At 67.8% G+C, this 26,536-nt stretch carries 24 protein-coding genes; 13 read left to right on the top strand and 11 right to left on the bottom strand.

The window, feature by feature from the left end; translation table 11 throughout:
- Nucleotides 1–61 precede the first annotated feature (61 nt).
- The 8 genes from pgaA (at nucleotide 62) to WJ16_RS24590 (ending at nucleotide 11,392) form a co-directional block, all read left to right on the top strand.
- A complete protein-coding gene (gene pgaA / locus WJ16_RS24625) occupies nucleotides 62–2,728 on the top strand; it encodes a poly-beta-1,6 N-acetyl-D-glucosamine export porin PgaA (RefSeq protein ID WP_069259656.1) in 2,667 nt (888 codons plus the stop codon).
- A gap of 15 nt (nucleotides 2,729–2,743) precedes the next feature.
- Complete coding sequence (gene pgaB, locus WJ16_RS24620) at nucleotides 2,744–4,843, top strand: poly-beta-1,6-N-acetyl-D-glucosamine N-deacetylase PgaB (RefSeq protein WP_069259655.1); 2,100 nt, start codon at nucleotides 2,744–2,746, stop codon at nucleotides 4,841–4,843.
- Entirely contained in the window at nucleotides 4,840–6,111 is a 1,272-nt protein-coding gene (gene pgaC, locus WJ16_RS24615; protein WP_069259654.1) for a poly-beta-1,6-N-acetyl-D-glucosamine synthase, read from the top strand. The genes pgaB and pgaC overlap by 4 nt, the downstream gene beginning before the upstream one ends.
- Nucleotides 6,089–6,577, top strand: coding sequence for a Biofilm PGA synthesis auxiliary protein PgaD (locus WJ16_RS24610; protein ID WP_069259653.1), 489 nt, complete (start codon nucleotides 6,089–6,091; stop codon nucleotides 6,575–6,577). Before pgaC ends, WJ16_RS24610 begins: the two co-directional genes overlap by 23 nt.
- 119 nt (nucleotides 6,578–6,696) lie before the next feature.
- Complete coding sequence (gene glmS / locus WJ16_RS24605; RefSeq protein ID WP_069259652.1) at nucleotides 6,697–8,520, top strand: glutamine--fructose-6-phosphate transaminase (isomerizing); 1,824 nt, start codon at nucleotides 6,697–6,699, stop codon at nucleotides 8,518–8,520.
- Nucleotides 8,517–9,794, top strand: coding sequence for a hypothetical protein (locus WJ16_RS24600; protein WP_069259651.1), 1,278 nt, complete (start codon nucleotides 8,517–8,519; stop codon nucleotides 9,792–9,794). The genes glmS and WJ16_RS24600 overlap by 4 nt, the downstream gene beginning before the upstream one ends.
- Nucleotides 9,795–10,046: 252 nt before the next feature.
- The gene (locus tag WJ16_RS24595) at nucleotides 10,047–10,883 is read left to right on the top strand and encodes a c-type cytochrome (protein ID WP_069259650.1); all 837 of its coding nucleotides are present in this window, start codon (nucleotides 10,047–10,049) and stop codon (nucleotides 10,881–10,883) included.
- Between the two features lie 29 nt (nucleotides 10,884–10,912).
- Nucleotides 10,913–11,392, top strand: a complete 480-nt coding sequence (locus WJ16_RS24590) for a GNAT family N-acetyltransferase (protein WP_069259649.1) — start codon at nucleotides 10,913–10,915, stop codon at nucleotides 11,390–11,392.
- Between the two features lie 78 nt (nucleotides 11,393–11,470).
- On the opposite strand, the gene WJ16_RS24585 is transcribed toward WJ16_RS24590, so the two are convergent.
- Genes WJ16_RS24585 through WJ16_RS24575 form a run of 3 tightly spaced genes read right to left on the bottom strand, consistent with a single transcriptional unit; the run spans nucleotide 11,471 to nucleotide 14,473 of the window.
- Nucleotides 11,471–12,760, bottom strand: coding sequence for a Zn-dependent hydrolase (locus WJ16_RS24585; RefSeq protein ID WP_069259648.1), 1,290 nt, complete (start codon nucleotides 12,758–12,760; stop codon nucleotides 11,471–11,473).
- Nucleotides 12,753–13,277 carry an L-2-amino-thiazoline-4-carboxylic acid hydrolase gene (locus tag WJ16_RS24580; protein ID WP_069259647.1) on the bottom strand — a complete coding sequence of 175 codons (525 nt, stop codon included), beginning with the start codon at nucleotides 13,275–13,277 and terminating at the stop codon, nucleotides 12,753–12,755. Before WJ16_RS24580 ends, WJ16_RS24585 begins: the two co-directional genes overlap by 8 nt.
- A 26-nt stretch (nucleotides 13,278–13,303) precedes the next feature.
- Complete coding sequence (locus WJ16_RS24575) at nucleotides 13,304–14,473, bottom strand: branched-chain amino acid ABC transporter substrate-binding protein (protein WP_069259646.1); 1,170 nt, start codon at nucleotides 14,471–14,473, stop codon at nucleotides 13,304–13,306.
- A 177-nt stretch (nucleotides 14,474–14,650) separates the two neighbouring features.
- On the opposite strand from WJ16_RS24575, the gene WJ16_RS24570 reads away from it, so the two are divergent.
- The 5 genes from WJ16_RS24570 to ahpF all read left to right on the top strand — a co-directional run bounded on the left by WJ16_RS24570 (nucleotide 14,651) and on the right by ahpF (nucleotide 18,751).
- Nucleotides 14,651–15,547 (top strand): LysR substrate-binding domain-containing protein, encoded by an 897-nt coding sequence (locus WJ16_RS24570; RefSeq protein WP_069259645.1) that lies wholly within the window; start codon nucleotides 14,651–14,653, stop codon nucleotides 15,545–15,547.
- 119 nt (nucleotides 15,548–15,666) lie between these two features.
- Entirely contained in the window at nucleotides 15,667–15,885 is a 219-nt protein-coding gene (locus WJ16_RS24565; RefSeq protein ID WP_069259644.1) for a CopG family transcriptional regulator, read from the top strand.
- The gene (locus WJ16_RS24560) at nucleotides 15,879–16,244 is read left to right on the top strand and encodes a type II toxin-antitoxin system VapC family toxin (protein WP_069259643.1); all 366 of its coding nucleotides are present in this window, start codon (nucleotides 15,879–15,881) and stop codon (nucleotides 16,242–16,244) included. Before WJ16_RS24565 ends, WJ16_RS24560 begins: the two co-directional genes overlap by 7 nt.
- Before the next feature lie 216 nt (nucleotides 16,245–16,460).
- Complete coding sequence (gene ahpC / locus WJ16_RS24555; RefSeq protein WP_069259642.1) at nucleotides 16,461–17,024, top strand: alkyl hydroperoxide reductase subunit C; 564 nt, start codon at nucleotides 16,461–16,463, stop codon at nucleotides 17,022–17,024.
- A 128-nt stretch (nucleotides 17,025–17,152) separates the two neighbouring features.
- On the top strand, nucleotides 17,153–18,751 hold the full coding sequence (gene ahpF, locus WJ16_RS24550) for an alkyl hydroperoxide reductase subunit F (protein ID WP_069259641.1): 1,599 nt from the start codon (nucleotides 17,153–17,155) through the stop codon (nucleotides 18,749–18,751).
- Between the two features lie 95 nt (nucleotides 18,752–18,846).
- Here ahpF and WJ16_RS24545 read toward each other — a convergent pair whose 3' ends face one another.
- From WJ16_RS24545 to glnH, 8 genes are all read right to left on the bottom strand, one after another.
- Nucleotides 18,847–19,623 (bottom strand): extensin, encoded by a 777-nt coding sequence (locus WJ16_RS24545; protein ID WP_069259640.1) that lies wholly within the window; start codon nucleotides 19,621–19,623, stop codon nucleotides 18,847–18,849.
- A gap of 158 nt (nucleotides 19,624–19,781) precedes the next feature.
- Nucleotides 19,782–20,681 (bottom strand): lipid A hydroxylase LpxO, encoded by a 900-nt coding sequence (gene lpxO / locus WJ16_RS24540; protein ID WP_069259639.1) that lies wholly within the window; start codon nucleotides 20,679–20,681, stop codon nucleotides 19,782–19,784.
- 207 nt (nucleotides 20,682–20,888) lie between these two features.
- Entirely contained in the window at nucleotides 20,889–21,443 is a 555-nt protein-coding gene (locus tag WJ16_RS24535) for a carboxymuconolactone decarboxylase family protein (protein ID WP_069259638.1), read from the bottom strand.
- 25 nt (nucleotides 21,444–21,468) lie between these two features.
- Nucleotides 21,469–22,803: an aspartate aminotransferase family protein gene (locus WJ16_RS24530; RefSeq protein WP_069259637.1), complete on the bottom strand. Its 1,335-nt coding sequence runs from the start codon at nucleotides 22,801–22,803 to the stop codon at nucleotides 21,469–21,471.
- 15 nt (nucleotides 22,804–22,818) lie between these two features.
- Nucleotides 22,819–23,868: a C45 family autoproteolytic acyltransferase/hydolase gene (locus WJ16_RS24525; protein WP_069259636.1), complete on the bottom strand. Its 1,050-nt coding sequence runs from the start codon at nucleotides 23,866–23,868 to the stop codon at nucleotides 22,819–22,821.
- A gap of 20 nt (nucleotides 23,869–23,888) precedes the next feature.
- Nucleotides 23,889–24,617: a glutamine ABC transporter ATP-binding protein GlnQ gene (gene glnQ, locus WJ16_RS24520; RefSeq protein WP_059237091.1), complete on the bottom strand. Its 729-nt coding sequence runs from the start codon at nucleotides 24,615–24,617 to the stop codon at nucleotides 23,889–23,891.
- Entirely contained in the window at nucleotides 24,614–25,321 is a 708-nt protein-coding gene (gene glnP / locus WJ16_RS24515) for a glutamine ABC transporter permease GlnP (RefSeq protein WP_174922076.1), read from the bottom strand. The genes glnQ and glnP overlap by 4 nt, the downstream gene beginning before the upstream one ends.
- 15 nt (nucleotides 25,322–25,336) lie before the next feature.
- Complete coding sequence (gene glnH, locus WJ16_RS24510; RefSeq protein WP_069259635.1) at nucleotides 25,337–26,089, bottom strand: glutamine ABC transporter substrate-binding protein GlnH; 753 nt, start codon at nucleotides 26,087–26,089, stop codon at nucleotides 25,337–25,339.
- Nucleotides 26,090–26,536: the final 447 nt, after the last annotated feature.

Here is a 26,536-nt window from a genome sequence, read left to right as displayed (position 1 = left end):
CGCGCAGCGGCATGCGGCGTCGGCATGCAGCCGATGCGGCCGTACCTTGTGAGGACACACCGTGGACGACAATCATCAACAACCATGCACCACCGTCGCTCCGTCCAGCCGACGGATCCTCCTGCATGCACCGCTGGTGTTGCTGCTCGTCGCGTCCGGCCCCAGCTTCTGCGCCGAAGACGTCAGCGACATCGCCGGGACCAGCGGCACGTCGAATGCGCCGCCGCCCGACGGGCAGCCGACGAGCGCATCGGACGGGCGCACGCGAGGCGCGGCGCCCCCGCTTGCGCCGACGCCGATCGCGCAGGCGTCCGATCCTTCGACGCCGATCGTGCAGGCGTCGCCGACGCCGACCACGGTCGTGGTGGAACCGGACGCGCCGCAATCGAGCGCCCCGGTGCCGGCTCCGCGATCGCCGGACAAGCCCGACACACCGGCCCCGGTCGCCGAAACGCCGGTCGCACCGATGCAGCTTGCGCAGGTCGCGATCGACCGCCCCTCCGACGCACCGGCACGTGCCACCGCGACGACGTCCGACACGCCCGCGCCCGGTTCCCCGGCGCCGGCCGTGCCGACGTCGAACGCCCCGCTGACGATCGCCCCGCTGACGATCGCCCAAGCCGCGCCGTCGACTACGCCGACGCAAACCGCGCAAGCCTCCGGCACCCCGATGCCGAACTCGCCGGCGCCGATGCCCCAGTCACCCGGCTCGCCGCTGCCGTCGTCCGGAACGCCGAACTCGCAGACGCCCGGCGCCCAGCTACCGGGCGAAGCGATCCAGCGCTCGCAAGGGCCCGACGTCGAAACGCCGAATGCGCAGGCGCCGAACCTGCGTACCGCCGACGTCGCGACCGTGCGCAACGACGTGTTCGGCCTCGCGGCGAGCGGCGGCGCGGTCAAGGCGCTCGACGAAGCGAAGGCGCGGCCCGATGCTTTCTCCGCCGTCGACATCGCGCAGCTCGAAGAACTGTCGATTCGCCAGCAGGTGCGCGGCGGACGCGACAAGTCGCGCGCGATGACGAGTCCCGACCGCTTCGACGGGATCGACGATGCGCTGCGCGCGGCCGACGATCTCGACAAGCGGATGCCGGCCACGCCCGAGTACACGCCGGTCAGGACGGCGCTCGCGGGCGATCGCACGATCGCCTATGCGGCGCGCGGCGACATGACGAAGGCCGTCGCGACGTTCGAGACGATTCCGTCCAATGCGGAGATCTCGATCGACGCGCTGTCGGCCGTCGGCGACGCGTACCTGTACCTGAGCGAACCGGGCAAGGCGAATGCCGTGTACCAGCGCGCGCTGCAACAGGCGACCGCGTCGCCGACCGACCGCGCGACCCGCGGCTTCCAGTACGGCGCGCGCACGCGCCCGATCGAGCTGCGCGAAGGGCTGTTCTGGTCGTACGTCGACCAGGGGAACCCGGCGGGCGCGAAACAGGCGCTCGACGACATGGGCAAGTCGCTGCCGCCGGCCAGCCAGGTCGTCAACTACGGCCCGGGGGAAAGCGACTACCTGCGCTACTACCGGCTGCGCGCGCAATACCTGATCTACACCGGCCACGTCGACGAAGGGATCGCCGCGCTCGAAGCGCTCGAGAAACAGGTGCCGTTCAACGCGGAGATCCGTGCGGCGCACGCCGACGCGGTGTCCGGCCAGTCGCATCCGCGCCAGGCGATCGCGATGTATCGCGCGTCGCTGACCGATCACCCGGACAGCGTCGAGATGCTCGCGGGCCTCGGCCGCGCGTCGCTTGTAGCCGACGACTACGCGAGCGCGAAGAGCGTCGACCAGACCCTGGACAACACGTTCCCGGACAGCGGCGCCGTGCGCGGCTTCAAGCGCGACTACAACGCGTACCGCAGCCCCGTGTTCACGACCGACCTGAGCTTCGAGCACGGCAACAGCGCGCTGGCCGACAACAGCTTCACGTCGGACAGCTACATCTATTCGCAGCCGTTCGGCGACAACTGGCGCGTGTTCTCGCATACGTTCTTCGGCTACGCGCAGACCGATGGCGGCAACCTGAGCCGCACCCGCACGGGCGTCGGCGGCGACTACCGGCACGGGCCGCTGACCGTGCAGGGCGAAGTCACGCGCTCGCTCGGCGGGGACGGCCGAACCGGCGGGCGCGGAACGATCGCGTATGCGCTGAACGACTACTGGACGGTCAGCGGCGACCTCGACACCAACGACAACTCGCTGCCGTGGAAAGCGTATGCCGCGCACATCTGGGGCCGCTCGGCGAACGTGTCGGTCGTCTATCGCCAGAACGACCGTCGCCAGGTCAGGCTGAGCTACGGCGTGAGCCGCTACAGCGATTCGAACCTGCACCAGGAGATCTCGGCGGGCGCCACGCAACGCGTATACACGAGCGCCAACCAGCTCGTCAACGTGTCGCTGGATCTCGGCACCGACAGCAACACGCGGCACGACGCCCCCTACTTCAGCCCGGGCCGCGACTACGCGGCCGCGGCCACCGTCATGCATCAGCTGACGCTGTGGAAGAAGGGCGACCTGGGGCTGCAGCAGCGCGTGTCGGTGTCCGGCGGCGCGTACAACGAGCGCGGCTTCGGCACCAGCGCCTTGTGGAGCGCGCGCCTCGAACATGCATGGACCTTCAAGCACGACATCACGCTGAGCTACGGCGTCGAGGTCAGCAGCCACGCGTACGACGGCCAGCACGAGCGTTCCGAAACCGGCTTCATGTCGGTCAACCTGCCGTTCTAGCAAGGAGAGCGCGCAATGCAATCCAGACGGACCTTCATGTGCGGATGCCTCGGCGCGTTTACCGCGTGCTCGCTGTTCCCGGGTGTGACGAAGGCCAGAATGATCGACCTGCTGCCGCCGTCCGACCCGGCCGACGGCAAGACGTTTCGCGTGATCTGCCTGCACGACGTGCGCGACAACCTGATGGCGTCGTTTTCGTCGCCGTCGCCGTCGGCGATGCTCGATCCGTTCGCGGTCGATACCGGCACGTTGACCGCGATCTTCTCGTGGCTGCAGACCAACAACTACCACACCATCACGGTCAAGCAGATCGAGGAGTCGCGGCACGGCGGCAAGCCGCTGCCGCCGCGCGCGGTGCTGCTCACGTTCGACGACGGCTTTCGCAGCCACTACACGAAGGTGCTGCCGCTGCTCGAGCGGTTCAAGTATCCGGCCGTGATGGGCATCGTCACCGCGTGGATCGATACGCCCCCCGATACGCCGATCCGCCTCAGCGACAAGGTCCAGGTGCCGCGCGACTACTTCATGTCGTGGGACGAGGTGAAAGCGCTCGGTCAGTCGAACCTCGTCGAGCTCGGCTGCCACACGCACAATCTCCATCACGGCGCGATCGCGAATCCGCAAGGCAACGAGCTGCCGGCGACCACGTCACACCTGTACCTGCCGGACCAGAAACGCTACGAAACCGACGCCGAATTCGAAGCGCGCGTGCACGACGACCTGCAGACCTGCGTGCGCCAGATCCGCGAACACACCGGCATCGTCGCCCGCTCGATGGTGTGGCCGTACGGCGCTGAAAACCAGCCCGTGCGCCAGATCTCGACGTCGCTCGGCATGGACATCCAGTTCAGCCTCGACGCCGGCCCGAACACGCCGGATGTGCCGCTCGACCGGCTGCGGCGGATCCTGCTGATGTACGACGTCGACATCGGCGGGTTCGAGCGCTCGATGCGCGAGCCGGCATCGAACCGCGGCGACGTCGACGTGCCCGAGCGCACCGTGCAGGTCGATCTCGACCAGGTCTACGATCCGAACCCCGCGCGACAGGAAGAGAATCTCGGCAAGCTGATCGAACGCATCTACCGGATGCAGCCGAAATCGGTGTACCTGCAGGCGTATGCGGACCCGAAAGGCACGGGTGTGGCCGAAGCCGTGTATTTCCCGAACCGGCACCTGCCGATGCGCGCCGATCTCTTCTCGCGCGCCGCATGGCAGCTCAACACGCGCGCCAACGTGCAGGTGTACGCATGGATGCCGGTGCTCGCGTTCCGGCCGCCGGCCGACAAGCTGCGCGCGCTCGAGGCCGTGAGCGCGTACGGCGGCGCGCCGGCCCGCGAGAACGGCACGCGCACGTTCCGGCTGAGCCCGTTCGATCCGGACGCGCGGCTGATGATCCAGCAGATCTACGAGGATCTCAGCAAGCATGCGTCGTTCAGCGGCATCCTGTTCAGCGACGACGCGGTGCTCGACGACTACGAGGATGCCGGCCGGCATGCGCAGCGCATCTACGCGCAGTGGGGGCTGCCGGCCGACGTCGGCAAGATCCGCGAGAACCCCGACCTGATGAAGCGCTGGACCCGGCAGAAGTCGCGCTACCTGATCGACCTGACGCGCCAGCTCGAACAGGTCGTGCTCGCGCACCAGAACGTGGGCGACGTGCTGACCGCGCGCAACATCTTCGCGATGCCGGTGCTCAAGCCCGAATCGGAGGCGTGGTACGCGCAGAACTACGACGATTTCCTCGCCGCCTACGACTACGTCGCGCTGATGGCGATGCCGTACATGGAACAGGCGAAGGACCCCGAAGGCTGGATGGACCGGCTCGTGCAGGCCGTCCGCGCGAAGAAGCTCGGGCTGCGGCGCACCGTGTTCGAGCTGCAGTCGTACGACTGGCACGCGCGCAAGGCGGTGGCGGCCGGCACGCTGCTTGCGCAGATGCGGCGGCTGCGCAGCGAGGGCGCGGTGAACTTCGGCTACTACCCGGACAACTTCCTGAACGATCAGCCGGATCTCGACGCGATGCGCGACGTGATGTCGCTGAAGTCGCGCCTCGACCCGACCTCGATCAACGCGCTGATGCAGATGCAACCCATCCAGGGCACGAAGACGCCATGACCACCCACAGCATCATCCAGCGCCTGCAGGATTTCGTTTTCTACTATCCGTTCTTCATGTCGTACCTGTGGATGATCGGCGGTGTCGTGCACTACTTCCTGCTCGAAGAAGGCCGCACGCTGTCGACGCGCACGATCGCGGCGAGCGGCATTCCGAAGATCTCGATCGTCGTGCCGTGCTTCAACGAGGCGGCGAACGCGCGCAGCGTGATCCGTCATCTGAACGCGATGGATTATCCGAACTACGACATCATCGCGGTCAACGACGGCAGCCAGGACCGCACCGGCGAGATCCTCAACGAGCTGGCCGTCGAGATTCCGCGGCTCCTCGTGATCCATCACGCGCGCAACGAAGGCAAGGCGGTCGGGCTCACGACCGCGGCCGCGGTATCGAACGCGGAATATCTGCTCTGCATCGACGGCGATGCGCTGCTCGCGCACGACGCGGCCGGCTGGATGCTCGAGCATTTCCTGACCGATCCGGGCGTCGGCGCGGTAACCGGCAATCCGCGCATCCGCACGCGCACGTCGCTGCTGGGGCGCATGCAGGTCGGCGAATTCTCGTCGATCGTCGGCCTGATCAAGCGCACGCAGCAGGTGTACGGCCGCATCTTCACGGTATCGGGCGTGATCACGATGTTCCGCAAGACCGCGCTCGCCGACGTCGGCTACTGGAGCTCGGACATGCTGACCGAGGACATCGACATCAGCTGGAAACTGCAGTGCCGGGACTGGCGTGTGGTGTACGAGCCGCATGCGCTCAGCTGGATCCTGATGCCCGAGACGCTGAAGGGGCTGTACCGGCAGCGGCTGCGCTGGTCGAAGGGCGGCATCCAGGTGCTGATCAAATATGCGGGCACGCTCGCGCGGCCGACGCAGATGATGATGTGGCCGCTGTTCGCCGAGTACCTGATCGGCATCGCGTGGGCGTACTCGATGTCGTTCATCCTGCTGCTCGCGCTGATCGACGTGGTCTACCCGCTTCCGCCGAACTGGCATGTATCCGTGGTGCCGCACTGGCACGGGATGCTGCTGGTCGCGACCTGCATCCTGCAGCTGATCATCGGCAGCATGATCGATCGTCGTTACGACGAAAAACTCCTGATGTATTTCCTTGACACCATCTGGTACCCCGTCGCCTTCTGGCTGATCAGCATGATCACCACCGTCGTCGCCCTGCCCGCCGTCGTACTGCGGGGCCGCGGCAAGCGGGCCGTATGGGTCAGTCCCGACCGAGGCATTCGACATGAAGAACGCGCCGATTATTGACCTTTCCCTGCGCGCACCGCGCGAAATCATCGCCGAACGCGGCAGGTTCGTCGGGCCCGTGCTCGTCGCGTGGTACCGCCTGTTGCGGCCCGCGCTCGTCGGCGGCGTATGGGCATCGATCTGCATCTACACGTACCGCTACCTGCTGCCGTTCAACGAGGCCGAGATGCCGATCGAGCAGATCGTGTTCTACGTAACGAGTATCGCGCTCATCGCCGGCACGATCGTCACGTGGCTGATCGCCGGGCGCGTCGTGCACCCGTTCGCGTACCGGTTGCGCACGTCGAAGATGCTGCGTCGCTCGGCCAGCGTGAAGATGCGCGCGGTGCCGCCGACCGCGCTCGCGGGCGCCCGCCGGCGCGGCGCGCGGCGCACGACGCGCATTCTCGTCGCGTCGCACGACGCGAACGGCTCGATTTCCGGCATCGAATGGGTCGCGCACGCAGGGCCGCAACCCCGCGAATAAGTCACCGGAAAGGGACCGCGCCGGGAGCGACGCGTGCCCGCACGGCGCGATGCCGTTGCCGAAATCGTGCTGACGCGCGCCGCGCGCCAGCCGCCAACTTCTTGTGGACGAGGTGAATCATGTGCGGAATCGTCGGAGCAAGCGGCCTGAACAATCAGGTGCCGCAACTGGTCAATGCGCTGAGCCGGCTCGAGTATCGCGGCTACGATTCGTGCGGCATCGCCGTGCAGGGTGACGGCCGCCTGCGCAGCGAACGCACGCTGCGGCGGGTAACCGACCTGCAGGCCCGCGTGCTGACGCTGGGCCTCGAAGCGCGGACCTGCATCGCGCATACGCGCTGGGCGACCCACGGCGCGCCGTCGGAAATGAACGCGCATCCGATCATGTCCGGCGACACGATCGCGGTCGTCCACAACGGGATCATCGAGAATCACGACACGTTGCGCGCCGAATTGCGGGAGCGCGGCTACGTGTTTCGCGGCCAGACCGACACCGAGGTCATCGCGCACCTGATCCACAGCCTCTATCGCGACGACCTGTTCGACGCGGTCGTGCGCGCCGTCAAACGGCTGCACGGCGCGTACGCGATCGCGGTGCTGAGCGCGCGCGAGCCGCAGCGCCTCGTCGCCGCGCGCGCGGGCTCACCGCTCGTGATCGGCATCGGCGCGGAGCAGAACTACCTCGCGTCGGACTGCGCAGCGCTCGGCGACCTGACCGACCGTTTCGTCTACCTGGAAGACGGCGACGTCGCGCTGATCACCCCGGAGCGCATCGCGGTGGTCGACGCGGGCGGCCACGAAGCGCGGCGCCCGCTGTGCGAAGTGAAGGCGCGCGAAGGCGACGCCGTGCTCGGCCCGTACCAGCATTTCATGCAGAAGGAGATCTTCGAGCAGCCGAAGGCGATCGACAGCACGCTCGACGGCATCGACGCGATCTCGCCGGCACTGTTCGACGCGACCGACGGCACGCGCGCCCAGCTGTCGAGAGTCAGGAGCGTGCTGTTGCTCGGTTGCGGCACCAGCTACTACGCGGGCCTGACCGCGAAATACTGGCTGGAGAGCATCGCCGGCATCCCCGCGCAGGTCGAGATCGCCAGCGAATTCCGCTACCGCGACACGGTGGCCGATCCGCGTACGCTCGTCGTCGGCATCTCGCAATCGGGCGAGACGGCCGACACGATCGGCGCACTCGAACAGGCCCGCGCGACGGGCCAGACGTTGTCGATGGCGATTTGCAACGTCGCCACCAGCACGATCGCGCGCAACGCGCCGCTGCGGTTCCTGACGCGGGCCGGCATCGAGCTCGGCGTCGCGTCGACCAAGGCGTTCACGACGCAGCTCGTCGCGCTGTTCGTGCTGACGCTGACGCTCGCTCAACTGCGTGGCCGGCTCGACGCGGCACAGGTCGCGCTGCACCTGAAGCAGTTGCGCGCGCTGTCCGGCCGCATCAGCCACGCGCTCGCGCTGGAAACGCAGATCATGGGCTGGGCCGCGAAGTTCGCGCGCACCGAGAACGCGCTGTTCCTCGGGCGCGGCATTCATTTCCCGATCGCGATGGAGGGCGCGCTGAAACTCAAGGAAGTGTCGTACATCCACGCCGAAGGCTATGCGGCCGGCGAGCTGAAGCATGGCCCGCTCGCGCTCGTCACGAGCGCGATGCCGGTCGTCACGATCGCGCCGGACGACCGCCTGTTCCAGAAGCTCAAGTCCAACATGGCCGAAGTACGCGCACGCGGCGGGCGGCTCTACGTGCTGGCCGGCAGCGCGCTCGAGATCGACGCCGACCGCGACACGCACCTGATCCGCGTGCGCGAATCGGGCGACCTGCTGTCGCCGATCGTCAACGTGATCCCGCTGCAACTGCTCGCGTATCACGTGGGCTGCGCGCGCGGCGCCGACGTCGACAAGCCGCGCAATCTCGCGAAATCGGTGACGGTCGAATGAAGCGACGCGCGCGTGCGGCGCACGCGGCTGCGCTGGGTGTCGCGGCCGCGCTGGGCGGCGCCTGCGGCATCGTCACGGCGCCGCCGCCTGCCTGCGCCGCCGCGCCGCCGGTCGTGCATACGGTCACCGTGCCGGCGCCGGCTGCGGCATCGCCCCGCCCGGGCGTCGATCCGCGCAGCTTCATGCACGGCATCGGCGTGGCCGACGCCGGCGACGGCAGGCGCTGGGTGTTCTTCAGCAGCTCGGGCCTCGCGCCGCGCGGCGCGCTGCGCAGCGGTAACTGGCCGCATGACGTGTACGTCGGCGAATGGCTGCCCGGCAAGCCGCAACTGGTGCACGTCCGTCCGTTCATCAGCCGCCCCGAGGCGCAGGAACCCGTATCGGTCGCGCAGAACGCGCGCGGCGACATCTTCGTCACGTTCGAGGACGGCTGGAACACGCCGAACGTCGTGAGCCAGCGATACGGCGTCTATCGGCGCGACCTGAAGCCGGTCAAGCCGTATCCGAACGACGTCGAGTCCGGCGGCCACTCGGGGCACGTCGCCACGGCGGCCGACCGCTTCGTCGTGTTCTATTCGGCCGACTGGATCGACGGCGGCGGCGTCGACAACCTCGGCACCGGCAACGGCGTCTACGTGAAAACCTACGACGCGGCCGGGCGCGTGCTCAACCATGTCGCGGTCGCGCCGCGCCGCCGCGAGTGGTGGCCCGTCGTCGCGGGCTCGCCGCACACCGCGCTGCTCGTGTGGCAGAAATTCATCGAAGGCAGCACCGACGCGACGCTCGAATACGCGATGTTCGACCCGGTCACCGCGAAGCTGGACAAGCTCGGGACGCTGAACGACGCGATCCGGTACTACGTGTACTCGTCGGCTTATGTGCCGGCGATCGATCGCTTCCTCGTCGTCACGACGACGGCGGACGATCGCGGCGTCGCGATGCTGATCGCGCCGGACGGCCGCCGCACGGCGACGCTCGACTGCCTGCCCGCGTCGGTGCGCGAGTCCGGCATCGGGGTGTCGGGCGCGCATGCGTATGTGCCGATCCGCGACGGGCGGCTGCTGACGCTCGCGCTCGGGCCCGCGGACATCGCGGTCGGCGGCGTGCAGCGCTCGCCGATTCCGTGGAGCACGACGGGCATCGCCGGCTTCCCGGCGAGCGGCACCGCGATGCATTTCGTGTCGCTGACGCCGTCGGGCGCGCGCGAAGCGGATTTCGAACCGGCGCACGAGACGCCATGGCCGAACGGCGAAGCGCGTTGTTCAAGTCATTGACGCAGGCCCGGCAGCGGGTTGGCCGTCAACGCGGTGGGGGCGAGCGCGCCCGCCCCTGATCCGTCGATCCGCTCTTTCCCGCGTCGCGTTGCGCGCTGCCGCAGCGTGCCCCGCCCCGATCGTCGGGCACGCGCGCCGCTTGCGCCGCAGTCGCCAGCGTCGCGCGTACCGGATAGACTGTCGCCCGATTCCTTCCCTCGGCCGCGGCCTGCTTCGCATGTCGCCGCCGCAACGCCCCTTCCCGGAGAACGCATGCTGATGCGCCGGTGGTTTCCGCTTTTGCTGCTGACGATCTGCGTCGTCGGACAACACGCGTCGGCGCAGTCCGCGCTCGAACTCGACACCGACGGCACGGCCCGCGCCCTCACGCGGCAAACGCTGCTCGCGCGCCCCGATGCGACGGACGTCCACGTGCCGCGCGACATCGCGTACGGCCGGCCGATGACGTTCCGCGCGGTGCCGTTCGCGGCGCTGCTCGGCGACACGCCGCTGCCGGCCGATGGCGTGCTCGAAACCCGCGCGGCCGACGGCTTCGCCGCGCAACTGCCGCTGGACCTCGTCGCCCGCCGCACGCCGGCCGGCGCCGTTCCGTGGCTCGCGATCGAGGACCCGGCGCATCCGTGGCCGAAGCTGCCCGGCAAGCAGGTCAGCGCGGGGCCGTTCTATCTGGTCTGGCTCGGGCCGCACGCGTCGTCGGTGCGCGGCGAGCAGTGGCCGTACCAGATCGTGCGCGTCACGATCGAATCGTCGCCGCTCGCGCGCTGGCCGTCGCTCGCCGTCGATCCCGCATTGCCCGCGAACGATCCGGCCCGCGCGGGCCAGCGACTGTTCGTCACGCAATGCCTCGCGTGCCATCGTCTCGACGGCGCGGGCAGCAGCCATGCCGGCCCCGACCTGAACACGCCGATGAATCCGGTCGACTACTTCCAGCCCGCCGCGCTGCGCCGCTATATCCGCAACCCGGCATCGGTGCGCGACTGGCCGGGCCGCAGCATGCCGGCGTTTCCCCCCGATCAGCTGAGCGAGCGCGAACTCGACCAGATCGTCGCGTATCTCGCGTACATGGCGCGGCGCAAGGCCGGTCAATGACGTATGACTCGCCCCCGCAAGGAACCTCGATGACGTCAGGCGATACGCTGTTTACCGTTGCAACGATCACGGCCGCGCAAACGCACCCGCTGCGCGCGACGATCCTGCTGAACGGCGATCTGAACGCGTGCGAACTCGCCGGCGATCATGCGCCGACAACCCTGCACGTCGGCGTGCGCGATGCGTCGGGTATCGTCGCGATCGCGTCGCTCTGCGAAGAGCCGCGCGACGACGATCCCGCGCAGCCGGCGTGGCGGCTGCGCGGGATGGCCGTCCACCCGGCCGTGCGCGGCCTGGGCTTCGGGCGAATGCTGGTGCAGGTTTGCGTGCGGCACGCCGACGCGCACGGCGCCGCGCTCGTGTGGTGCACGGCACGCGAAGCCGCGTACCGGTTCTATGAAAAGCTCGGGTTCGCAGCCGACGGGGCGATGGTGACGATGCCGGGGCGCACCGATACCGCATTTCACGTGATGCGGCGCTATCTCGACCGACCGTCGCCGGCGGCCTGACGCGCGCCGCACGCACGCAACGTCAGCGGAAAACCGGCACGGCGCGCACTTCCCGCCGGCGCGCCGCGCAACGTACGCTCAAGCTTCCTGCGCGCTCTGCAGCACCGCGCGCAACAGCACGTCGGCGCCCGCCGCCGCCCATTCGGGCGTAATCGCTTCGGCTTCGTTGTGGCTCAGCCCGTCGACGCACGGCACGAAGATCATCCCCGTCGGCGCGACACGCGCGACATAGCACGCGTCATGGCCCGCCCCCGACACGATGTCCATGTGCGGCAGCCCGAGCGCGCGGGCCGCATCGCGCACCGTGTCGATGCAGCGCGGTGCGAACGGGATCGGCGCATACGTGAAGATCTGCTCGATCTGCGCACCGAGACCGGTTTCGTCGGCCACGCGCGCCAGTTCCGCACGCAGCGCCGCATCCAGTGCGTCGAGTACCGCGTCGTCGGGGTGGCGGAACTCGACCGTGAAGAAGCAGCCGCCCGGCACCGTGTTGCGCGAATTCGGCCGCGCGTCGATCATCCCGACCGTCGCGCGCGCGTGCGGCGCATGACGGCGGCCGAGCGCGTCGACGAACGCGATCATCCGCGCGGCGCCGACCAGCGCATCGCGGCGGAATTCCATCGGCGTCGTGCCCGCGTGCGCATCGACACCGGTGAGCGTCACCTCGTACCAGCGTTGCCCCTGCCCGGCCGTCACGACGCCGATCGTCTTGCCGGCCCGTTCGAGAATCGCGCCCTGTTCGATGTGCAGCTCGTACGCCGCATGCACCGGATAGCCGCCGACGGGCTCCGCGCCCGCGTAGCCGATCCGCGCCAGCTCCTCGCCGATCGTCCGGCCCGCAGCGTCGGTGCGCGACAGCCCGTATTCGAGCGTGTAGACGCCCGAGAACACGCCGGCCGACACCATCGCCGGCGCGAAGCGCGACCCTTCCTCGTTGGTCCAGATCACGACGTCGATCGGGCGCTCGGTCTCGATACCCGCATCGTTCAGCGCGCGCACGACCTCGAGCCCGCCGAGCACGCCGTAGATGCCGTCGTAGCGGCCGCCCGTCGGCTGCGAATCGGCGTGCGAGCCCGTCATGACCGGCGCGGCGTCGGGGTTGCGGCCCGCGCGGCGCGCGAACACGTTGCCCATCCGGTCGACGCGCACCGTGCAGCCGGCGTCCTGCGCCCATTGCACGAACAGGTCGCGCGACTCGCGATCGAGATCGGTCAGCGCCAGACGGCAGACGCCGCCCTTCGGCGTCGCGCCGATCTCGGCCATCCGGTCGAGCGACGCCCACAGGCGCGCGCCGTCGACGCGCGGCACGCCCGCGCTCGCGCGTTGGGCATCCACGGTGAAGCTGACGTTGGCGGTGTCGTCACGCATCGCCGTTCTCCGGCGCGGCCTGCCGCGCGTAGCGGAAGTCGCAGCGCTTGCCGCCTTGCATGATCGTGCTCGTGCGCGTGAGCGCGATGTCCGGCGCATAGCCCTGGATGAAATAGCTGTCGCGCGCGCAGCTCAGCAGGTGCCCGATCTCGCCGAGCCCCATCGCGTGGTACATCTCCGCGTAGCTGCAGCGATGCACGTCGTAGTCGTAGTGCGCGTCGTCCGCGCGCTTCACCTCGACGTCGAGCGCATCGTCCTTTTCCCACAGCACCTGCAGCGCGATGAACGACTGCACGCTCGTGCCGTCCGGCTCCTGCGCGGCGAACGTGCGGCCCGCGTCGACGGCCGCGCCGCGCACGGCTTCCGCGATCACCGCCTGCGCGCGCTCGGTGCCGAACTCGCGCTTCATGATCTCGTAGATCGGCTTGATGATTTCCGCTTCGATGCGCCGCCGCGCGAGGATGCCGAGGCGCGTGTCCTCGGGGGCGGCGGCGGATGGGGAGGTCGCTTCGGTCATGGGGATCGTCTCCGTTGTGTCGTGGTTCATTGCCGCGCCGCGGTGCGCGCGCCGCCGAGCACGTCGACGACGGTCCACTTGCCGCCGCGCACCTGGTAGATCGTGAAGGCCGGGTCTTTCAGGTTGCCGTCGGCATCGAACGCGATGCGTCCCGTCACGCCGGGCCGGTCGATCGCGCGCACCGCCGCGACCAGCTTCGCCGGCTGCGTCGTGCCGGCCTTCTGCGCGGCCGCGATCAGCGTGGCGGCCGCGTCGTACGCGAACGGCGCATGCAGTTCGATCGGGGCATGAAAGCGCGCCTGGTATTGCGTGTCGAACGCTTTGCCGCCCGGCATCCGCGCGAGCGGCAGGCCCGGTTCGAGCGCGGTCACGCCGTCGCCGTCCTTGCCCGCGAGCGACAGGAAGGTTTGACTCACGAAGCCGCCCGCGCCGAGCAGCGGCGCGTTCACGCCGAGCTGGCGCATCCGGCGCGCGATCGGCGCGGCCTGCGCGTCGAGCCCGCCGAAGAACACGAGATCCGCGCGCTTGCCCTTGATTGCCGTCAGCACGCCGCTGAAGTCGGTCGTCTTGTCGTTCACGTACTGGCGGTCGACGATCGCGCCGCCGTTCGCCTGCACGCCCTTGATGAACTGGTCGGCCAGCCCCGCGCCGAACGACGTGCGATCGTCGATCACCGCGATGCGCTTCGCCTTCAGCGTCTTCACCGCGTACGCGCCCGTGAAGTTGCCGCCCGCATCGTCGTGACCCATGATGCGGAACGCCGTCGCGTAGCCCTGCTGCGTGTATTGATGGCCGGTGGATGCCGGCGCGATCTGCGGAATGCCCGCATCGCGATAGACGCGCGACGCCGGCACGCTGCAGCCCGTGTTCCAATGGCCGACGACGCCGATCACGTGCCGGTCGACCAACTGCTGCGCGACCGCGACGGCCGTGCGCGGATCGGATTGATCGTCGGCCGCGACGAGCTTGTAGACCACCGCCTTGCCGCCGATGGTCGGATGCTTCGCGTTCGCGTCGTCGATCGCGAGTTGCGCGCCGTTCTGCAGATCCTTGCCGATCCGCGCGGACGGGCCGGTGAGCGGCGCGGCGAGACCGATCAGGATCGTCTGCGGCGCGGATTGCGCGAAGGCGGGAACGGAGGCGACCAGGGCGGCCGCCGAAAATGCGAGGCTGGCGGGGAGGAAGGCGAGTTTCATGTGCGGGGATCGGCGAGTCGAATCAAAACATGAAAAATATTAAATATTCAGCACCCAAACCCCAAATACCCAATTGTTGGATGCTTATGCCATTCCCTGCACATTAACCTACTGCGCTGTAAATAAACGACATTTTCTTGTTGTCGCTTACCCTGACTTTTCGATAAAATTCGACACATGAAAAATATCGAACAATTGCCGCACGATCCGCCATTGCGCGCGGTGCGTGCGTTCGAAGCCTTCGCGCGTCTCGGGTCGGTCACCGCGGCGGCGGGCGAGCTCGACATCACGCCGTCGGCGGTCAGCCATCAGCTTCAGCTGCTCGAAGCGTTCATCCAGACGCCGCTGACGGTGCGCGAAGGCCGGCTGCTGGCGCTCACCGACGAAGGCCGCGACTACTACCGCTCGATCAGCGCCGCGTTCTCGGTGCTGCGCAGCGCGACGCGCTTCGTGCGCGACCGCTCGTCGCTGCGGCAGATCACCGTCAGCCTGATTCCGCTGCTCGGCATCGGCTGGTTCATCCCGCGCCTGCACGCGTTCCTCGCCGACAACACGGACGTCGACGTCACCGTGCTGTACGCGCATCACCGCAACTACCGCAGCGATGCGTCCGACCTGTCGATCCGCTTCGGCACCGGCGACTGGCCCGGCTATCGCTGCGAGCGGCTGCTGCCGGGCGCGATGGTGCCGATGTGCAGCCCGGCGTTCCTGAAGCGCCACGGGCCGTTTCGCACGCCGGCCGATCTCGCGCGCGCACCGCTCGTGCACGACGAGGACCGCAGCACGTGGGTCAACTGGCTGCAGGGGGCCGGCGTGCGGCACGTGTCGCATGCGGTGGGGCCGATGTTCGAGGACGGCCAGCTCACGCTGAGCGCCGCGCGCGCGGATCTCGGCGCGGCGTTGCTGCGCGCGCCGCTGGTCGAACGCGAACTGGCGAACGGCGAACTCGTGAAGCTGTTCGATCACGCGCTCGACGACGGGCGCGATTACTACCTGTGCACGCGCGAGGATGCGGACACGCCGGACGGCGCGCGGCGGCTCGCGGCGTGGTTGAGGAAGATGGCGGGGATCTGAGCGGCGCACCGCGCTCGCGCTGCCGGATGCGCGAGCACTCGCCGCGCCGCCTCCTGCCCGGGTCTTGCACGCGCGCGATTGAATATATACGATATACATATCATATATCGGAGGCTGTCATGAGCCGGATTCTGATCGACCTGTCGAACGGCCAGCTCGACGAGCTGGCCGCCATCGTCGAGACTGAACGTCGTCCCCGCGCCGCGGTCATCCGCGACGCGATCGATGCCTACATTGCCCTGCACAAGCGCCCGCTCGCCGACGACGTCTTCGGTCTCTGGAAGGATCGCGCGGTCGACGGGCTCGCCTACCAGGAGGAATTGCGTTCGGAATGGTAAAAGCGCTCTTCGACACCAACATCCTGATCGACTATCTGGGCGGCGTGGAATCCGCCCGCGCGGAACTGGGCCGCTACGACTATCGTGCGATCAGCACGATCTCGTGGATGGAGGTCCTGGTCGGTACGTCCGCACGCGACGAAGCCCCGATCCGCGCGTGGCTTTCGTCGTTCGACGTCATCGCGCTCGACAGCACGATTGCCGATCGCGCCGTGACCATTCGAAAGGAACGCCGCATCCGCCTGCCCGACGCGATCGTCTGGGCATCGGCGCAAGTAAACGGCCTGCTGCTCGTGTCGCGCAACGCGAAAGACTTTCCTCCCACCGAGCCCGGCGTCCGGATGCCGTACCGGATCTGACGCGAGGCGCGCGGCTGCGCGCGTCCCTCCTTTCGCCGCGACCTGCTCCGCGATCCAAAGCCGCCGGACGAGCCTCCCCGCATCGTCGTCAAACAAGGGCCGGAAGCAGATAGAAATTCCCGATGCCGCGGATTGAAACAAGCAATTTCACAAACTCAGGGTGAACCCGGATACTGGCAACACTCCACTCCACACCGAAGCAAAGGAAACCACCAGATGCCGATCATCAACACCCAAATCAAACCGTTCAAGGCAACCGCATACCACAACGGCGAGTTCGTGCCCGTCTCGGAAGAAAACTTCAAGGGCAAGTGGTCCGTCGTCGTGTTCTACCCGGCCGACTTCACGTTCGTCTGCCCGACCGAACTGGGCGACCTCGCCGACCGTTACGCGGAATTCCAGAAGCTGGGTGTCGAAATCTACGGCGTGTCGACCGACACGCACTTCACGCACAAGGCATGGCACGACACGTCGGACACGATCGGCAAGATCAAGTACCCGCTGGTCGGCGACCCGACGCTCACGCTGTCGCGCAACTTCGACGTGCTGATCGAGGAAGAAGGGATGGCGCTGCGCGGCACGTTCGTGATCAACCCGGAAGGCGAGATCAAGCTGTGCGAAATCCACGACAACGGCATCGGCCGCGACGCAGGCGAACTGCTGCGCAAGGTGCAGGCTGCGCAGTACATCGCGGCGCACCCGGGTGAAGTGTGCCCGGCCAAGTGGACGCCGGGTGCGGAAACGCTGACCCCGTCGCTCGACCTGATCGGCAAGATCTGACGATCGCCGCGCGCGCCTCGCCCGGGGCGCGCGAGCCGCACCAAGACGGGCCGCGGCAGCATGCGGCCCGCACCCTCCTCCGGCACGACGTGCCCGACCCGCCTCATCAATACGGAATCCGAAACGCCATGCTCGACGCCAATCTCAAGAACCAACTGAAAGCGTACCTCGAAAAGATCACGCGCCCGATCGAACTCGTCGCGTCGCTCGACGACGGCGCGAAATCGCAGGAACTGCTGGCGCTGCTGAACGAGATTGCGTCGCTGACGGATCGCGTGAGCGTGACCGAACGCCGCGACGACGCCGAGCGCAAGCCGTCGTTCTCGATCGGCGAGCCCGGCAAGCCGGCGGGCATCCGCTTCGCCGGCATCCCGATGGGGCATGAATTCACGTCGCTCGTGCTCGCGCTGCTGCAGACGGGCGGCCATCCGATCAAGCTCGACGACGACGTGATCGAACAGATCCGCGCGCTCGACGGCGACTACGCGTTCGAAACGTATTTCTCGCTGTCGTGCCAGAACTGCCCGGAAGTCGTGCAGGCGCTGAACGTGATGTCGCTGATCAACCCGCGCATCCGTCACGTCGCGATCGACGGCGCGCTGTTCCAGGATGAAGTCGAGTCGCGCCAGATCATGGCCGTGCCGACGATGTTCCTGAACGGCGCATCGTTCGGCCAGGGCCGCAGCAGCGTGAAGGAAATCCTCGCGAAGCTCGATACGGGTGCGAGCGCGCGCGCCGCGAAATCGCTGGAAAACAAGCCGGTGTTCGACACGCTGATCGTCGGCGGCGGCCCGGCGGGCGCGGCCGCGGCCATCTATTCGGCGCGCAAGGGCATCGCGACGGGCGTCGTCGCCGAGCGCTTCGGCGGCCAGGTGCTCGACACGATGGCGATCGAGAATTTCGTCTCGGTGCAGGAAACCGAAGGGCCGAAGTTCGCGACCGCGCTCGAACAGCACGTGAAGCAGTACGACGTCGACATCATGGACGTGCAGCGCGCGGATGCGCTGATTCCGGGCGACGTGCACCAGATCCGCCTCGCGAACGGCGCGGTGCTGAAGGCGAAGACGATCGTTCTCGCGACCGGCGCGCGCTGGCGCGAAATCAACGTGCCGGGCGAGCGCGAATACCGCAACCGCGGTGTCGCGTACTGCCCGCACTGCGACGGCCCGCTGTTCAAGGGCAAGCGCGTCGCGGTGGTCGGCGGCGGCAACTCGGGCGTCGAGGCCGCGATCGACCTCGCCGGCATCGTGAAGGAAGTCACGCTGATCGAATTCGGCGCGCAACTGCGGGCGGACGAAGTGCTGCAGCGCAAGCTGCGCAGCCTGCCGAACGTGACGATCGTCACGCAGGCGCAGACGACCGAGCTGACCGGCGACGGGAGCAAGCTGAACGGGCTCGTCTACAAGGATCTGCGCTCGGGCGACACGCAGCGCATCGAGCTCGAAGGCGTGTTCGTGCAGATCGGCCTCGTGCCGAACACCGAATGGCTGAAGGGCACGGTCGAACTGTCGAAGCACGGCGAGATCGTCGTCGATGCGCGCGGCGCGACGTCGATACCGGGCGTATTCGCGGCCGGCGACGTGACGACGGTGCCGTTCAAGCAGATCGTGATCGCGGTGGGCGAAGGCGCGAAGGCATCGCTCGGCGCGTTCGATCACCTGATCCGGCAGGACGTGGCGCCGGTGGCCGCCGCGCAGCCGCAGGCCGAAGAGGCCGTCGCCGCGTAACGCGCGTCAGCCCGTCGACATACGCGTTTGTCTCTCTTGGCCCCGCATGCTTTGGTCGGCGTGCGGGGCCCTTTTTATACGCAAGACATCGGCGCTTACTGGGGCGCGGCCGGGCCGTCGTTCGCCGGCACGGGCGCAGGCGCCGTCGACTTGAAACTGCTCGACTGCCTGACCAGTTGCTCGGTCATCGCGGCGGCCACCGGATTCGCGCCGGACGACGCCTTTCCCTGACGATACGAACCGGTGCTCGCCGACGTCGCCTGCATCGATGACGTCGACGGCGTCGACGGCGGCGGCAGCGACGGATCGAGCTTCGCCGATTCCCTGACGAGCGCGGCCGTCTCCGGCGTTTCGGATTTCGTCGCGGCCGGTGCGGCGGCTGCGTGGCGGTCGAGGCCATCGCGCTTGCGCGGCGCATGTTGCGCGGCCTGCGCGGGCGCAGCCGACGGAGCGAGTGCGGCGGCCGGTGCCGGCGGGGTCGAATCCTGTGCATCCACCGTCACGACGTTGACCTTGGGCGGCGGCGCGGCCGGCTTCGTCTCGGGTTGCGGCTTGTCGCTGACTATCGGAACGGGGGGAGCCGCCGCAGGCGCGGCGCCCACGCGCGCGGTTGCGGCCGGTGCGGGTGCGGGTGCGGATAAAGACGGCGCGGCAGCCGCCTGCTTCGTTGCCGTCGGTGCCGACGGCGCGATCGCGCCCTGCACCGCGTGATCGTCGCCCGCGGGCGCCGCGGCAACAGGCGCGGCCGAATCGCCGATGCCGGCGTCTTCGATCGCACGGTGGTCCGCGCGCAGCAGCATCACGTACGCGGAGCCGGCCGCGACGACCAGGAGGCCGCCTGCGATCATCATGGTTTTACGGGTACTCGTCATGCTTGCTCACCGATCGTATCCACGTGAACAAGCCATCATACGCGGCCGGCGTGCGTTGATCCCGCATGAATACATTTGGTTGCATTGATGTCGGCAAAGGCCGCCGACGCGGTGCCGCGCGCCCTATCGTCAGACGGAAAAAATACCGCGCACGCCCGTCAGATGCAGAAGATCGCGACCGCGATCCCGCCGAACAGCAGCCACTTGACGATGTAGTACACGGTGCGATTCCACGCCTTCAGGCGCTTGCCGGCACGGCGAATTGCATACAGGTACCTGAACGCACGATTGAGCCCGCCCGTGCGATCGCCGGTTTCGTTCGGCGACGCGGCCGCGCGCATCAACAGTTGCCCGAATGCATCGTTCACGCGCTGCGCCCAGCGATATTTCATCGGGCGATCGATGTCGCAGAACAGGATCACGCGATCGTGCGCGGTGCGGTTTTCGGCCCAGTGCAGATACGTCTCGTCGAACATCACGGCCTCGCCGTCGCGCCATGCGTACGACTCGCCGTCGACGACGATCCGGCACGCGTCGTCGTTCGGCGTATCGAGCCCGAGGTGGTAGCGCAGCGAGCCCGCATACGGATCGCGATGCAGCCCGAGCTTGCCGCCCGGCGGCAGCTGCGCGAACATCGCCGCCTTGATCGACGGAATCCGCGACAGGATCTCGACCGAGCGCGGACATAATGCCTGCGCGGACGGATGCGGCGCGTCGTACCACTTCAGGTAGAAACGCTTCCAGCCGTGGCGAAAGAACGAATTGAAACCGATGTCGTTGTACTCGCCCGACGCCTTGATCCGGCTCGCGTCGCGCAATGCGAGCGCTTCGCTGCGGAACGTGCGCCATTCGCGCTGCAGCACCGCGAGTTCCGGAAAATGATTCGTGTCGAGAAACGGCGTGGTCGGCACCGACGAGAACGCGTACGAAAAGCAGTTCAGCGGTGCGGTAAAGGTCGAGTGGTCGGATAGTTGCCTGAACAACGGGTGCCGAACCTTGCCGCGCCGATGCGTGTACGCGACACACGCAATGAACACGATCAACAGGACCCAGCGCATCGATATTTCCCCCGTAAGCTGTTTGCCAAAATTCTAGGTACGGGGAAATTTTCCTGCTCTGACGCGCAGATCGTACGGCGCGCCTGTCACGACGCGGCGAGGCGGTGGATCGATCCGCGCCGAAACGCCGAAAAGCCCGAAAATACGGGCTTTTCGGGCAATCCTGATGCGCGCGCGACCTGCTGCCGACGCACGCGCCGGCGGCGATTATTCCGGAAACGGCAAATCAGTTTGTCCGTCTGCGCGCATATCGAACGTGTTGAGCGTCATCGCGACGAGCGCGTAATAGCCGAGCAGTGCGACGAGGTTCACCACGGTCTCGTGGCCGAAGCGCGCCTGCGCGCGCGCGAACGTCGCATCGCTCACGCGGCGCGTGTCGTACAGCTCGCTCGCGAACGCATGGATCAGCGCGTCGTCGTCCGATTCGAACGCGGGCGCGACGCCGCGCCGGATCGCGTCGGCCGTCGCGGCCGGCACGCCTGCGTCGAGCGCGATCGGATAATGGATGTGCCATTCCGCCTGCGAACGCCAGCGCGCCGCAGTCACGAGAATCGCGAGTTCCGACAGGCGCAGCGGCAGCCCCGTGCGATAGCGGCAGAACGCGCCGAGCTTCTGTGCGTGCTGAGCGAGCTCGGGGCTCGCGATCCAGCCGAGAAACGGCCCGTTCAGGTTGCCGCGCGGGCCGCTGAGAATGTCGGCGAGCACGGCCTTCTGTTCGTCGGTGGCCGACGCGGGATCGAAAGGAGGCAGTCTGTTGGTCATGGTGAGCCTTCGGTGAGGTCCGCGTTCACGCGTGGGCCGCGGCGAGCGCCGCGCCGATCGCGCCGGACAGCCGTTCGACGATCGTGTCGATCTGCTGCGCGGTACTGACGAACGGCGGCGCGACCAGGATGTGGTCGCCGTGCACGCCGTCGATCGTGCCACCCATCGGATACACCATCAACCCGCGTTGCATTGCCTCGCGCTTGACCGCCGCATGCAGTTTCAGCGCGGGATCGAACGTCGCCTTGGTGTCGCGATCGCGCACGAGTTCGACGCCGACGAACAGGCCGCGGCCGCGCACGTCGCCGACGTGCGGATGCGAACCGTAATGCTCGCGCAACGTTGCGCGCAGTTGTTCGCCGCGCGCCTTCACGTTGTCGAGCAGATGCTCTTCGGCGATCACGCGCTGCACTTCGAGCGCGGCCGCGCAGGCGGTCGCGTGGCCGAGGTACGTGTGGCCGTGCTGGAAGAAGCCCGAGCCGTCGACGATCGTCCGGTAGATCCGGTCGCTCACCAGCGTCGCGCCGATCGGCTGGTAACCCGCGCCGAGCCCTTTCGCGATCGTCAGCAGGTCGGGCGCGACGCCGTCTTCTTCGCACGCGTACAGATAGCCCGTGCGCCCCATTCCCGACATGATTTCGTCGAGGATCAGCAGCACGCCGTACTGGTCGCACACCGCGCGAATCTTCTTCAGGTACGTGCGCACGGGCGGCACCGCGCCGGCCGTCGCACCGACCACCGTCTCCGCGACGAACGCCGCGACGTTTTCCGCGCCGAGCTCGACGATCTTCCGTTCGAGTTCGTCGGCCAGACGCTGCGCATACGCTTCGTCGGCTTCACCGGCCTGCTGGTCGCGGTACGCATAGCACGGGCTCACGTGGTGCGCTTCGATCAGCAGCGGCAGGAACGGCTCGCGCCGCCACGCGTTGCCGCCGATCGCGAGCGCGCCGAGCGTGTTGCCGTGATAGCTCTGGCGCCGCGCGATGAAGTGGCGGCGCTGCGGCTCGCCCTTCTCGACGAAATACTGGCGCGCGAGCTTCAGCGCGGCCTCGATCGCCTCGGAGCCGCCCGACACGAAATACACGTGTTCGAGGCCCGCCGGCGCGGCGTCGACGAGCCGGTCGGCCAGTTCCTCCGCCACGTCGGTCGTGAAGAACGACGTATGCGCGTACGCCAGTTGCTGCGCCTGCCGCTTGATCGCGTCGATCACGCGCTGGTTGCTGTGGCCGAGACACGACACGGCCGCGCCGCCGCACGCATCGATGTAGCGCTTGCCGGTGGAGTCGATGATTTCGATGCCGTCGCCGGCGACGGCGACGGGCAACGTGGCGCGCGGAGCGCGATGGAAAACGGTCGTCATGCGTTGCCTCATGGTTCAGGACGCGTCGTGCGCGCGTCCGGACGGCACGATGCGCGTCGCGAAACGCTGCGTGCCGTGTTGATGAATCGTGAAATCGATCGATGCCGCGCCGATCGCGAACACTGCGGTTGCCAGCGTGTTCTCGTCGTCGGGGTCGGCCGGATCGTCGCGGTAGATCGGCAGCCCTTGCGGCGCGCGATCGCCGAGCACGTGCAGCAGCGCGGCGGCGTCGATCGTGTCGATGCCGGGCGTCAGCGCGTCAACGCGGCGCTGGCGGTCGGCAGACGACTGCGTGACGATCTGCGCCTCCGCGTCGCAACCGGGATGCACGAGATGGTTCGCGTGGCCCGCGAGCCGTGCGACATCGACGACCGAACAGCGCGCGACGCTCGCCTCGATGCTCAGCACGCGTTCATCGCCGGTCGCACCGAGCGTGTGATGAAAGCCGCTCGCGCGCGCATGCCCGCGCAGCACGTCGACCGCCGCATCGAGCGACGTCGCGTCGAGCACGGCGCGCGCGAGGATCATGCGCGGGACGCCCGGCGCCGGTGTGCGGATCCGCAGGTTGTTGATCGCCTGCGCGATGCCCGCGCGGTTCGCGGCAAACGTATGGCCCGGCAGCGAGCCGGGATAGTAGAAACTGACGAAGCCCGGCTTGCCCGCCGGATGCACGTCGACGAGCAGGCAGCGTTCGCGCAGGTACGGATCGCCGTCCTCGTTGTGCGCGATCCAGCGCGTGCCGTTCGCATCGCGCGCAGCGAGCGTCGTGCAGCCGTCCGGCGCGTTGTGGATCAGCTCGCCGCGGCAGTTCCACAGGAAGATGTCCTCGGCCGGCCAGCCGACGCCTGCCGCGATCCCGTCCAGCTCCGCGACGAGGTCGGGGTACGCGGCCTGCGCCGCCTGCCGCAGCGCGGCGACGAACGGATCGCCGCGCCAGCGGCGCACGGCCTGCCACGCGCTGCTCTGCTGCATGTACGCGTCGAACACCGGGCGGGCGAGTTCGCCGAGGCGCACGCCGATGTCGAACGGCGTGCCGGCGATGACGGGAGAAAGGGAAAGCGGCATGTCGGATGTTTCGGTTTCGTTCAGGACACGTGTTTCAGGAATTCCTTCAGGCGCGGCGTCGGCGGCCGGTCGATCAGGTCGACCGGATGGCCGTCCTCGGCAATGCCGCCCTGATCCATGAACAGCAGCCGCGTGCCGACCCGCTTCGCGAAGCCGATCTCGTGCGTGACGACGATCATCGTCATCCCTTCGGTCGCCAGATCCTGCATCACCTTCAGCACTTCGTGGCGCAATTCCGGATCGAGCGCCGACGTCGGCTCGTCGAACAGCATCAGCCGCGGCCGGATCGCGAGCGCACGCGCGATCGCGACGCGCTGCTGCTGGCCGCCCGACAGCTCCGACGGGTAATGATTCGCGCGCGATTCGAGGCCGACCTTGTCGAGCAGCGCCATCGCCTGGTCGCGCGCATCGGCACGCGATGCGCCGCGCACCTGGATCGGCCCGAACATCACGTTCTCGAGCGCGGTCATTTGCGGAAACAGGTTGAACTGCTGGAACACCATGCCGGCTTCGAGCCGGATGTTGCGGATCGTCGTCGCGTTGCCGCGCACGCTCTGGCCATCGACGAGCAGCTCGCCGCCGGTGATTTTCTCGAGCGCATTGATACAGCGCAGCATCGTCGACTTGCCCGAGCCCGACGGGCCGATCACGACGACCACTTCGCCCGCGTCGATCTTCAGGTCGATATGCTTCAACACCGGCACGTGGCCGAAGCTCTTCGACACGTTCTGGAATTCGATCATGCTCACAGGATGCGCATCCTCTTCTCGACGAGCCGCAGCGTCAGCGTCATCGCGCCGGTCAGCAGCAGATAGATAATGGCCACGGCCGTCCAGATCTCGACCGCCTGGAAATTGCCCGCGATAATTTCCTGCCCCTTGCGCGTCAGTTCGCCGACGCCGATCACGATGAACAGCGACGTGTCCTTCAGGCTCACGATGCACTGGTTGCCGAGCGGCGGAATCAGACGCCGGAATGCGAGCGGCCCGACCACCTTCAGCAGCACGCGCGGCATCGACAGGCCCATCGCGAGCCCCGCTTCCGTCAGCCCCTTCGGGATCGACAGCAGCGCGCCCCGCACCACTTCCGCGAGATACGCGCCGGAATTCACCGTGATCGCGATGATCGCGGCCGTCAGGCCGTCGATGCGGATATGCGCGAGCAGCGGCAGCGCGAAATACAGGAACATCACCTGCACGACGATCGGCGTGCCGCGGATCAGTTCAATATAAACCTGTGCGAGCACGTTCATCGCCTTCGGTCCGTACGCGCGGAACATCCCCGCGATCATCCCGACGACGAAGCCGCCCACCAGCCCGAAAAATGCGATGAACACCGTCAGCCGGACCCCGTCCATCAGGTCCGGCAGCGCTGCCCAGATCGCCGACCAATCGAAATTCACGTATCGCTCCCCGTTCGATTCAAGACCGGCGCGGCCGCCCGGCCGCGCCATGGCGCGTGCTCACGCTCACATCTTCGGCGGCTCGGCGCCGAACCACTTCCGGTAGATCTGCGCGTAGCGGCCGTCAGCCCGGATCTTCACGAGCGACGCGTTGACCTTCGGCACGAGCGGGCTGCCCTTCGGGAAGCCGATCCCGTATTTGTCGCCGCTGACCGGCTGGCCCGCGACCTTCACCTTGCCCTTGCCTTCGTTGTTCACGAAGAACAGCACGTTCGGCGTGTCGTGCATCGCCGCGTCGACGCGGCCCGCTTCGAGCGCGAGGTACGCCTGGTCGATGTTCGGGAACTGGCGGACCTCCTTCGGCTTCAGGTGCGCCTTGATCCAGTCGATCGTCGCCGTGCCGGTTTTCGCGGCGATCACCTTGCCGTTCAGGTCGTCGATCGACTTGATCGACGTGTTGCCGGTCTGCACCATCGCCGCGAGGCCGCTGTCGTAGTACGGCGCGGAGAAGTCGATCGCCTTCTTTCGCTCCTCGCGGATCGTCATCCCCGACAGCGCGACGTCGATGTTCTGCGTCTGCAGCGCCGGGATCAGGCCCGCGAAATCCATCGGCTGGATCGTGTATTTCCAGCCCTGGTCCTTCGCGATCTCCGCCCACAGGTCGAGATCGAAGCCGACGTACTTGTCGCCCTGCTTGAACTCGAACGGCATGAACGACGTATCGGTCCCGACGACGAGCGTCCTGGTATCCGCGTGCGCGAGGCTGGCGCCGAGCGCGGCAGCAACCGCGACGGCTTTCAGGAAGGAACGGCGACTCATGGTTTCTCTCCGCATAATTGAGCGATATGACCGGCCAGCCGGCCGGCGGTAACGACGACATCGAGCCGCACCGCAACATGCGATGCCGAATTAGACATTAGTGCAACAAGTGTTGTCAATGGCGATACTACGACGACAAAAAAGTCCGCAACAGGGAAATGCATCGAGACAAACCCGGCGCGTGCGACGCGGTTAAATCGGAGGAAAGGAAGTGCGGCTCGAGGGGAGAGGCGGCCGGGACGGATCGTGCCGCGCGGGCCGATGGCGGCGGCTGGCGAGCAGTTGGCGGTGAGTGGTGAGTGGCCCGGACGGGCAGGTTTGCCGCCTCGGGCATCATGCGCGAGAGGAGGATGGCGGCGCGACCGCGCGGCGCTGATCGCCGCCGCGAGCGCGCTCGTCGGGCCGTTTTTCAACCCGTTTTGGGTTCACGTGTCAGCGCGGATCGTC

The organism is Burkholderia metallica, from assembly GCF_001718555.1.
GTDB classification, from domain to species: domain Bacteria; phylum Pseudomonadota; class Gammaproteobacteria; order Burkholderiales; family Burkholderiaceae; genus Burkholderia; species Burkholderia metallica.
This window is presented reverse-complemented; position numbering and strand designations above follow the sequence as displayed.

Coding starts and splice junctions, on each gene's coding strand:
- pgaB (WP_069259655.1), top strand. CDS start 2,744: ATGCAATCCAGACGGACCTTCATGTGCGGATGCCTCGGCGCGTTTACC.
- pgaC (WP_069259654.1), top strand. CDS start 4,840: ATGACCACCCACAGCATCATCCAGCGCCTGCAGGATTTCGTTTTCTAC.
- WJ16_RS24610 (WP_069259653.1), top strand. CDS start 6,089: ATGAAGAACGCGCCGATTATTGACCTTTCCCTGCGCGCACCGCGCGAA.
- glmS (WP_069259652.1), top strand. CDS start 6,697: ATGTGCGGAATCGTCGGAGCAAGCGGCCTGAACAATCAGGTGCCGCAA.
- WJ16_RS24600 (WP_069259651.1), top strand. CDS start 8,517: ATGAAGCGACGCGCGCGTGCGGCGCACGCGGCTGCGCTGGGTGTCGCG.
- WJ16_RS24595 (WP_069259650.1), top strand. CDS start 10,047: ATGCTGATGCGCCGGTGGTTTCCGCTTTTGCTGCTGACGATCTGCGTC.
- WJ16_RS24590 (WP_069259649.1), top strand. CDS start 10,913: ATGACGTCAGGCGATACGCTGTTTACCGTTGCAACGATCACGGCCGCG.
- WJ16_RS24585 (WP_069259648.1), bottom strand. CDS start 12,760: ATGCGTGACGACACCGCCAACGTCAGCTTCACCGTGGATGCCCAACGC.
- WJ16_RS24580 (WP_069259647.1), bottom strand. CDS start 13,277: ATGACCGAAGCGACCTCCCCATCCGCCGCCGCCCCCGAGGACACGCGC.
- WJ16_RS24575 (WP_069259646.1), bottom strand. CDS start 14,473: ATGAAACTCGCCTTCCTCCCCGCCAGCCTCGCATTTTCGGCGGCCGCC.
- WJ16_RS24570 (WP_069259645.1), top strand. CDS start 14,651: ATGAAAAATATCGAACAATTGCCGCACGATCCGCCATTGCGCGCGGTG.
- WJ16_RS24565 (WP_069259644.1), top strand. CDS start 15,667: ATGAGCCGGATTCTGATCGACCTGTCGAACGGCCAGCTCGACGAGCTG.
- WJ16_RS24560 (WP_069259643.1), top strand. CDS start 15,879: ATGGTAAAAGCGCTCTTCGACACCAACATCCTGATCGACTATCTGGGC.
- ahpC (WP_069259642.1), top strand. CDS start 16,461: ATGCCGATCATCAACACCCAAATCAAACCGTTCAAGGCAACCGCATAC.
- ahpF (WP_069259641.1), top strand. CDS start 17,153: ATGCTCGACGCCAATCTCAAGAACCAACTGAAAGCGTACCTCGAAAAG.
- WJ16_RS24545 (WP_069259640.1), bottom strand. CDS start 19,623: ATGACGAGTACCCGTAAAACCATGATGATCGCAGGCGGCCTCCTGGTC.
- lpxO (WP_069259639.1), bottom strand. CDS start 20,681: ATGCGCTGGGTCCTGTTGATCGTGTTCATTGCGTGTGTCGCGTACACG.
- WJ16_RS24535 (WP_069259638.1), bottom strand. CDS start 21,443: ATGACCAACAGACTGCCTCCTTTCGATCCCGCGTCGGCCACCGACGAA.
- WJ16_RS24530 (WP_069259637.1), bottom strand. CDS start 22,803: ATGACGACCGTTTTCCATCGCGCTCCGCGCGCCACGTTGCCCGTCGCC.
- WJ16_RS24525 (WP_069259636.1), bottom strand. CDS start 23,868: ATGCCGCTTTCCCTTTCTCCCGTCATCGCCGGCACGCCGTTCGACATC.
- glnP (WP_174922076.1), bottom strand. CDS start 25,321: ATGGCGCGGCCGGGCGGCCGCGCCGGTCTTGAATCGAACGGGGAGCGA.
- glnH (WP_069259635.1), bottom strand. CDS start 26,089: ATGAGTCGCCGTTCCTTCCTGAAAGCCGTCGCGGTTGCTGCCGCGCTC.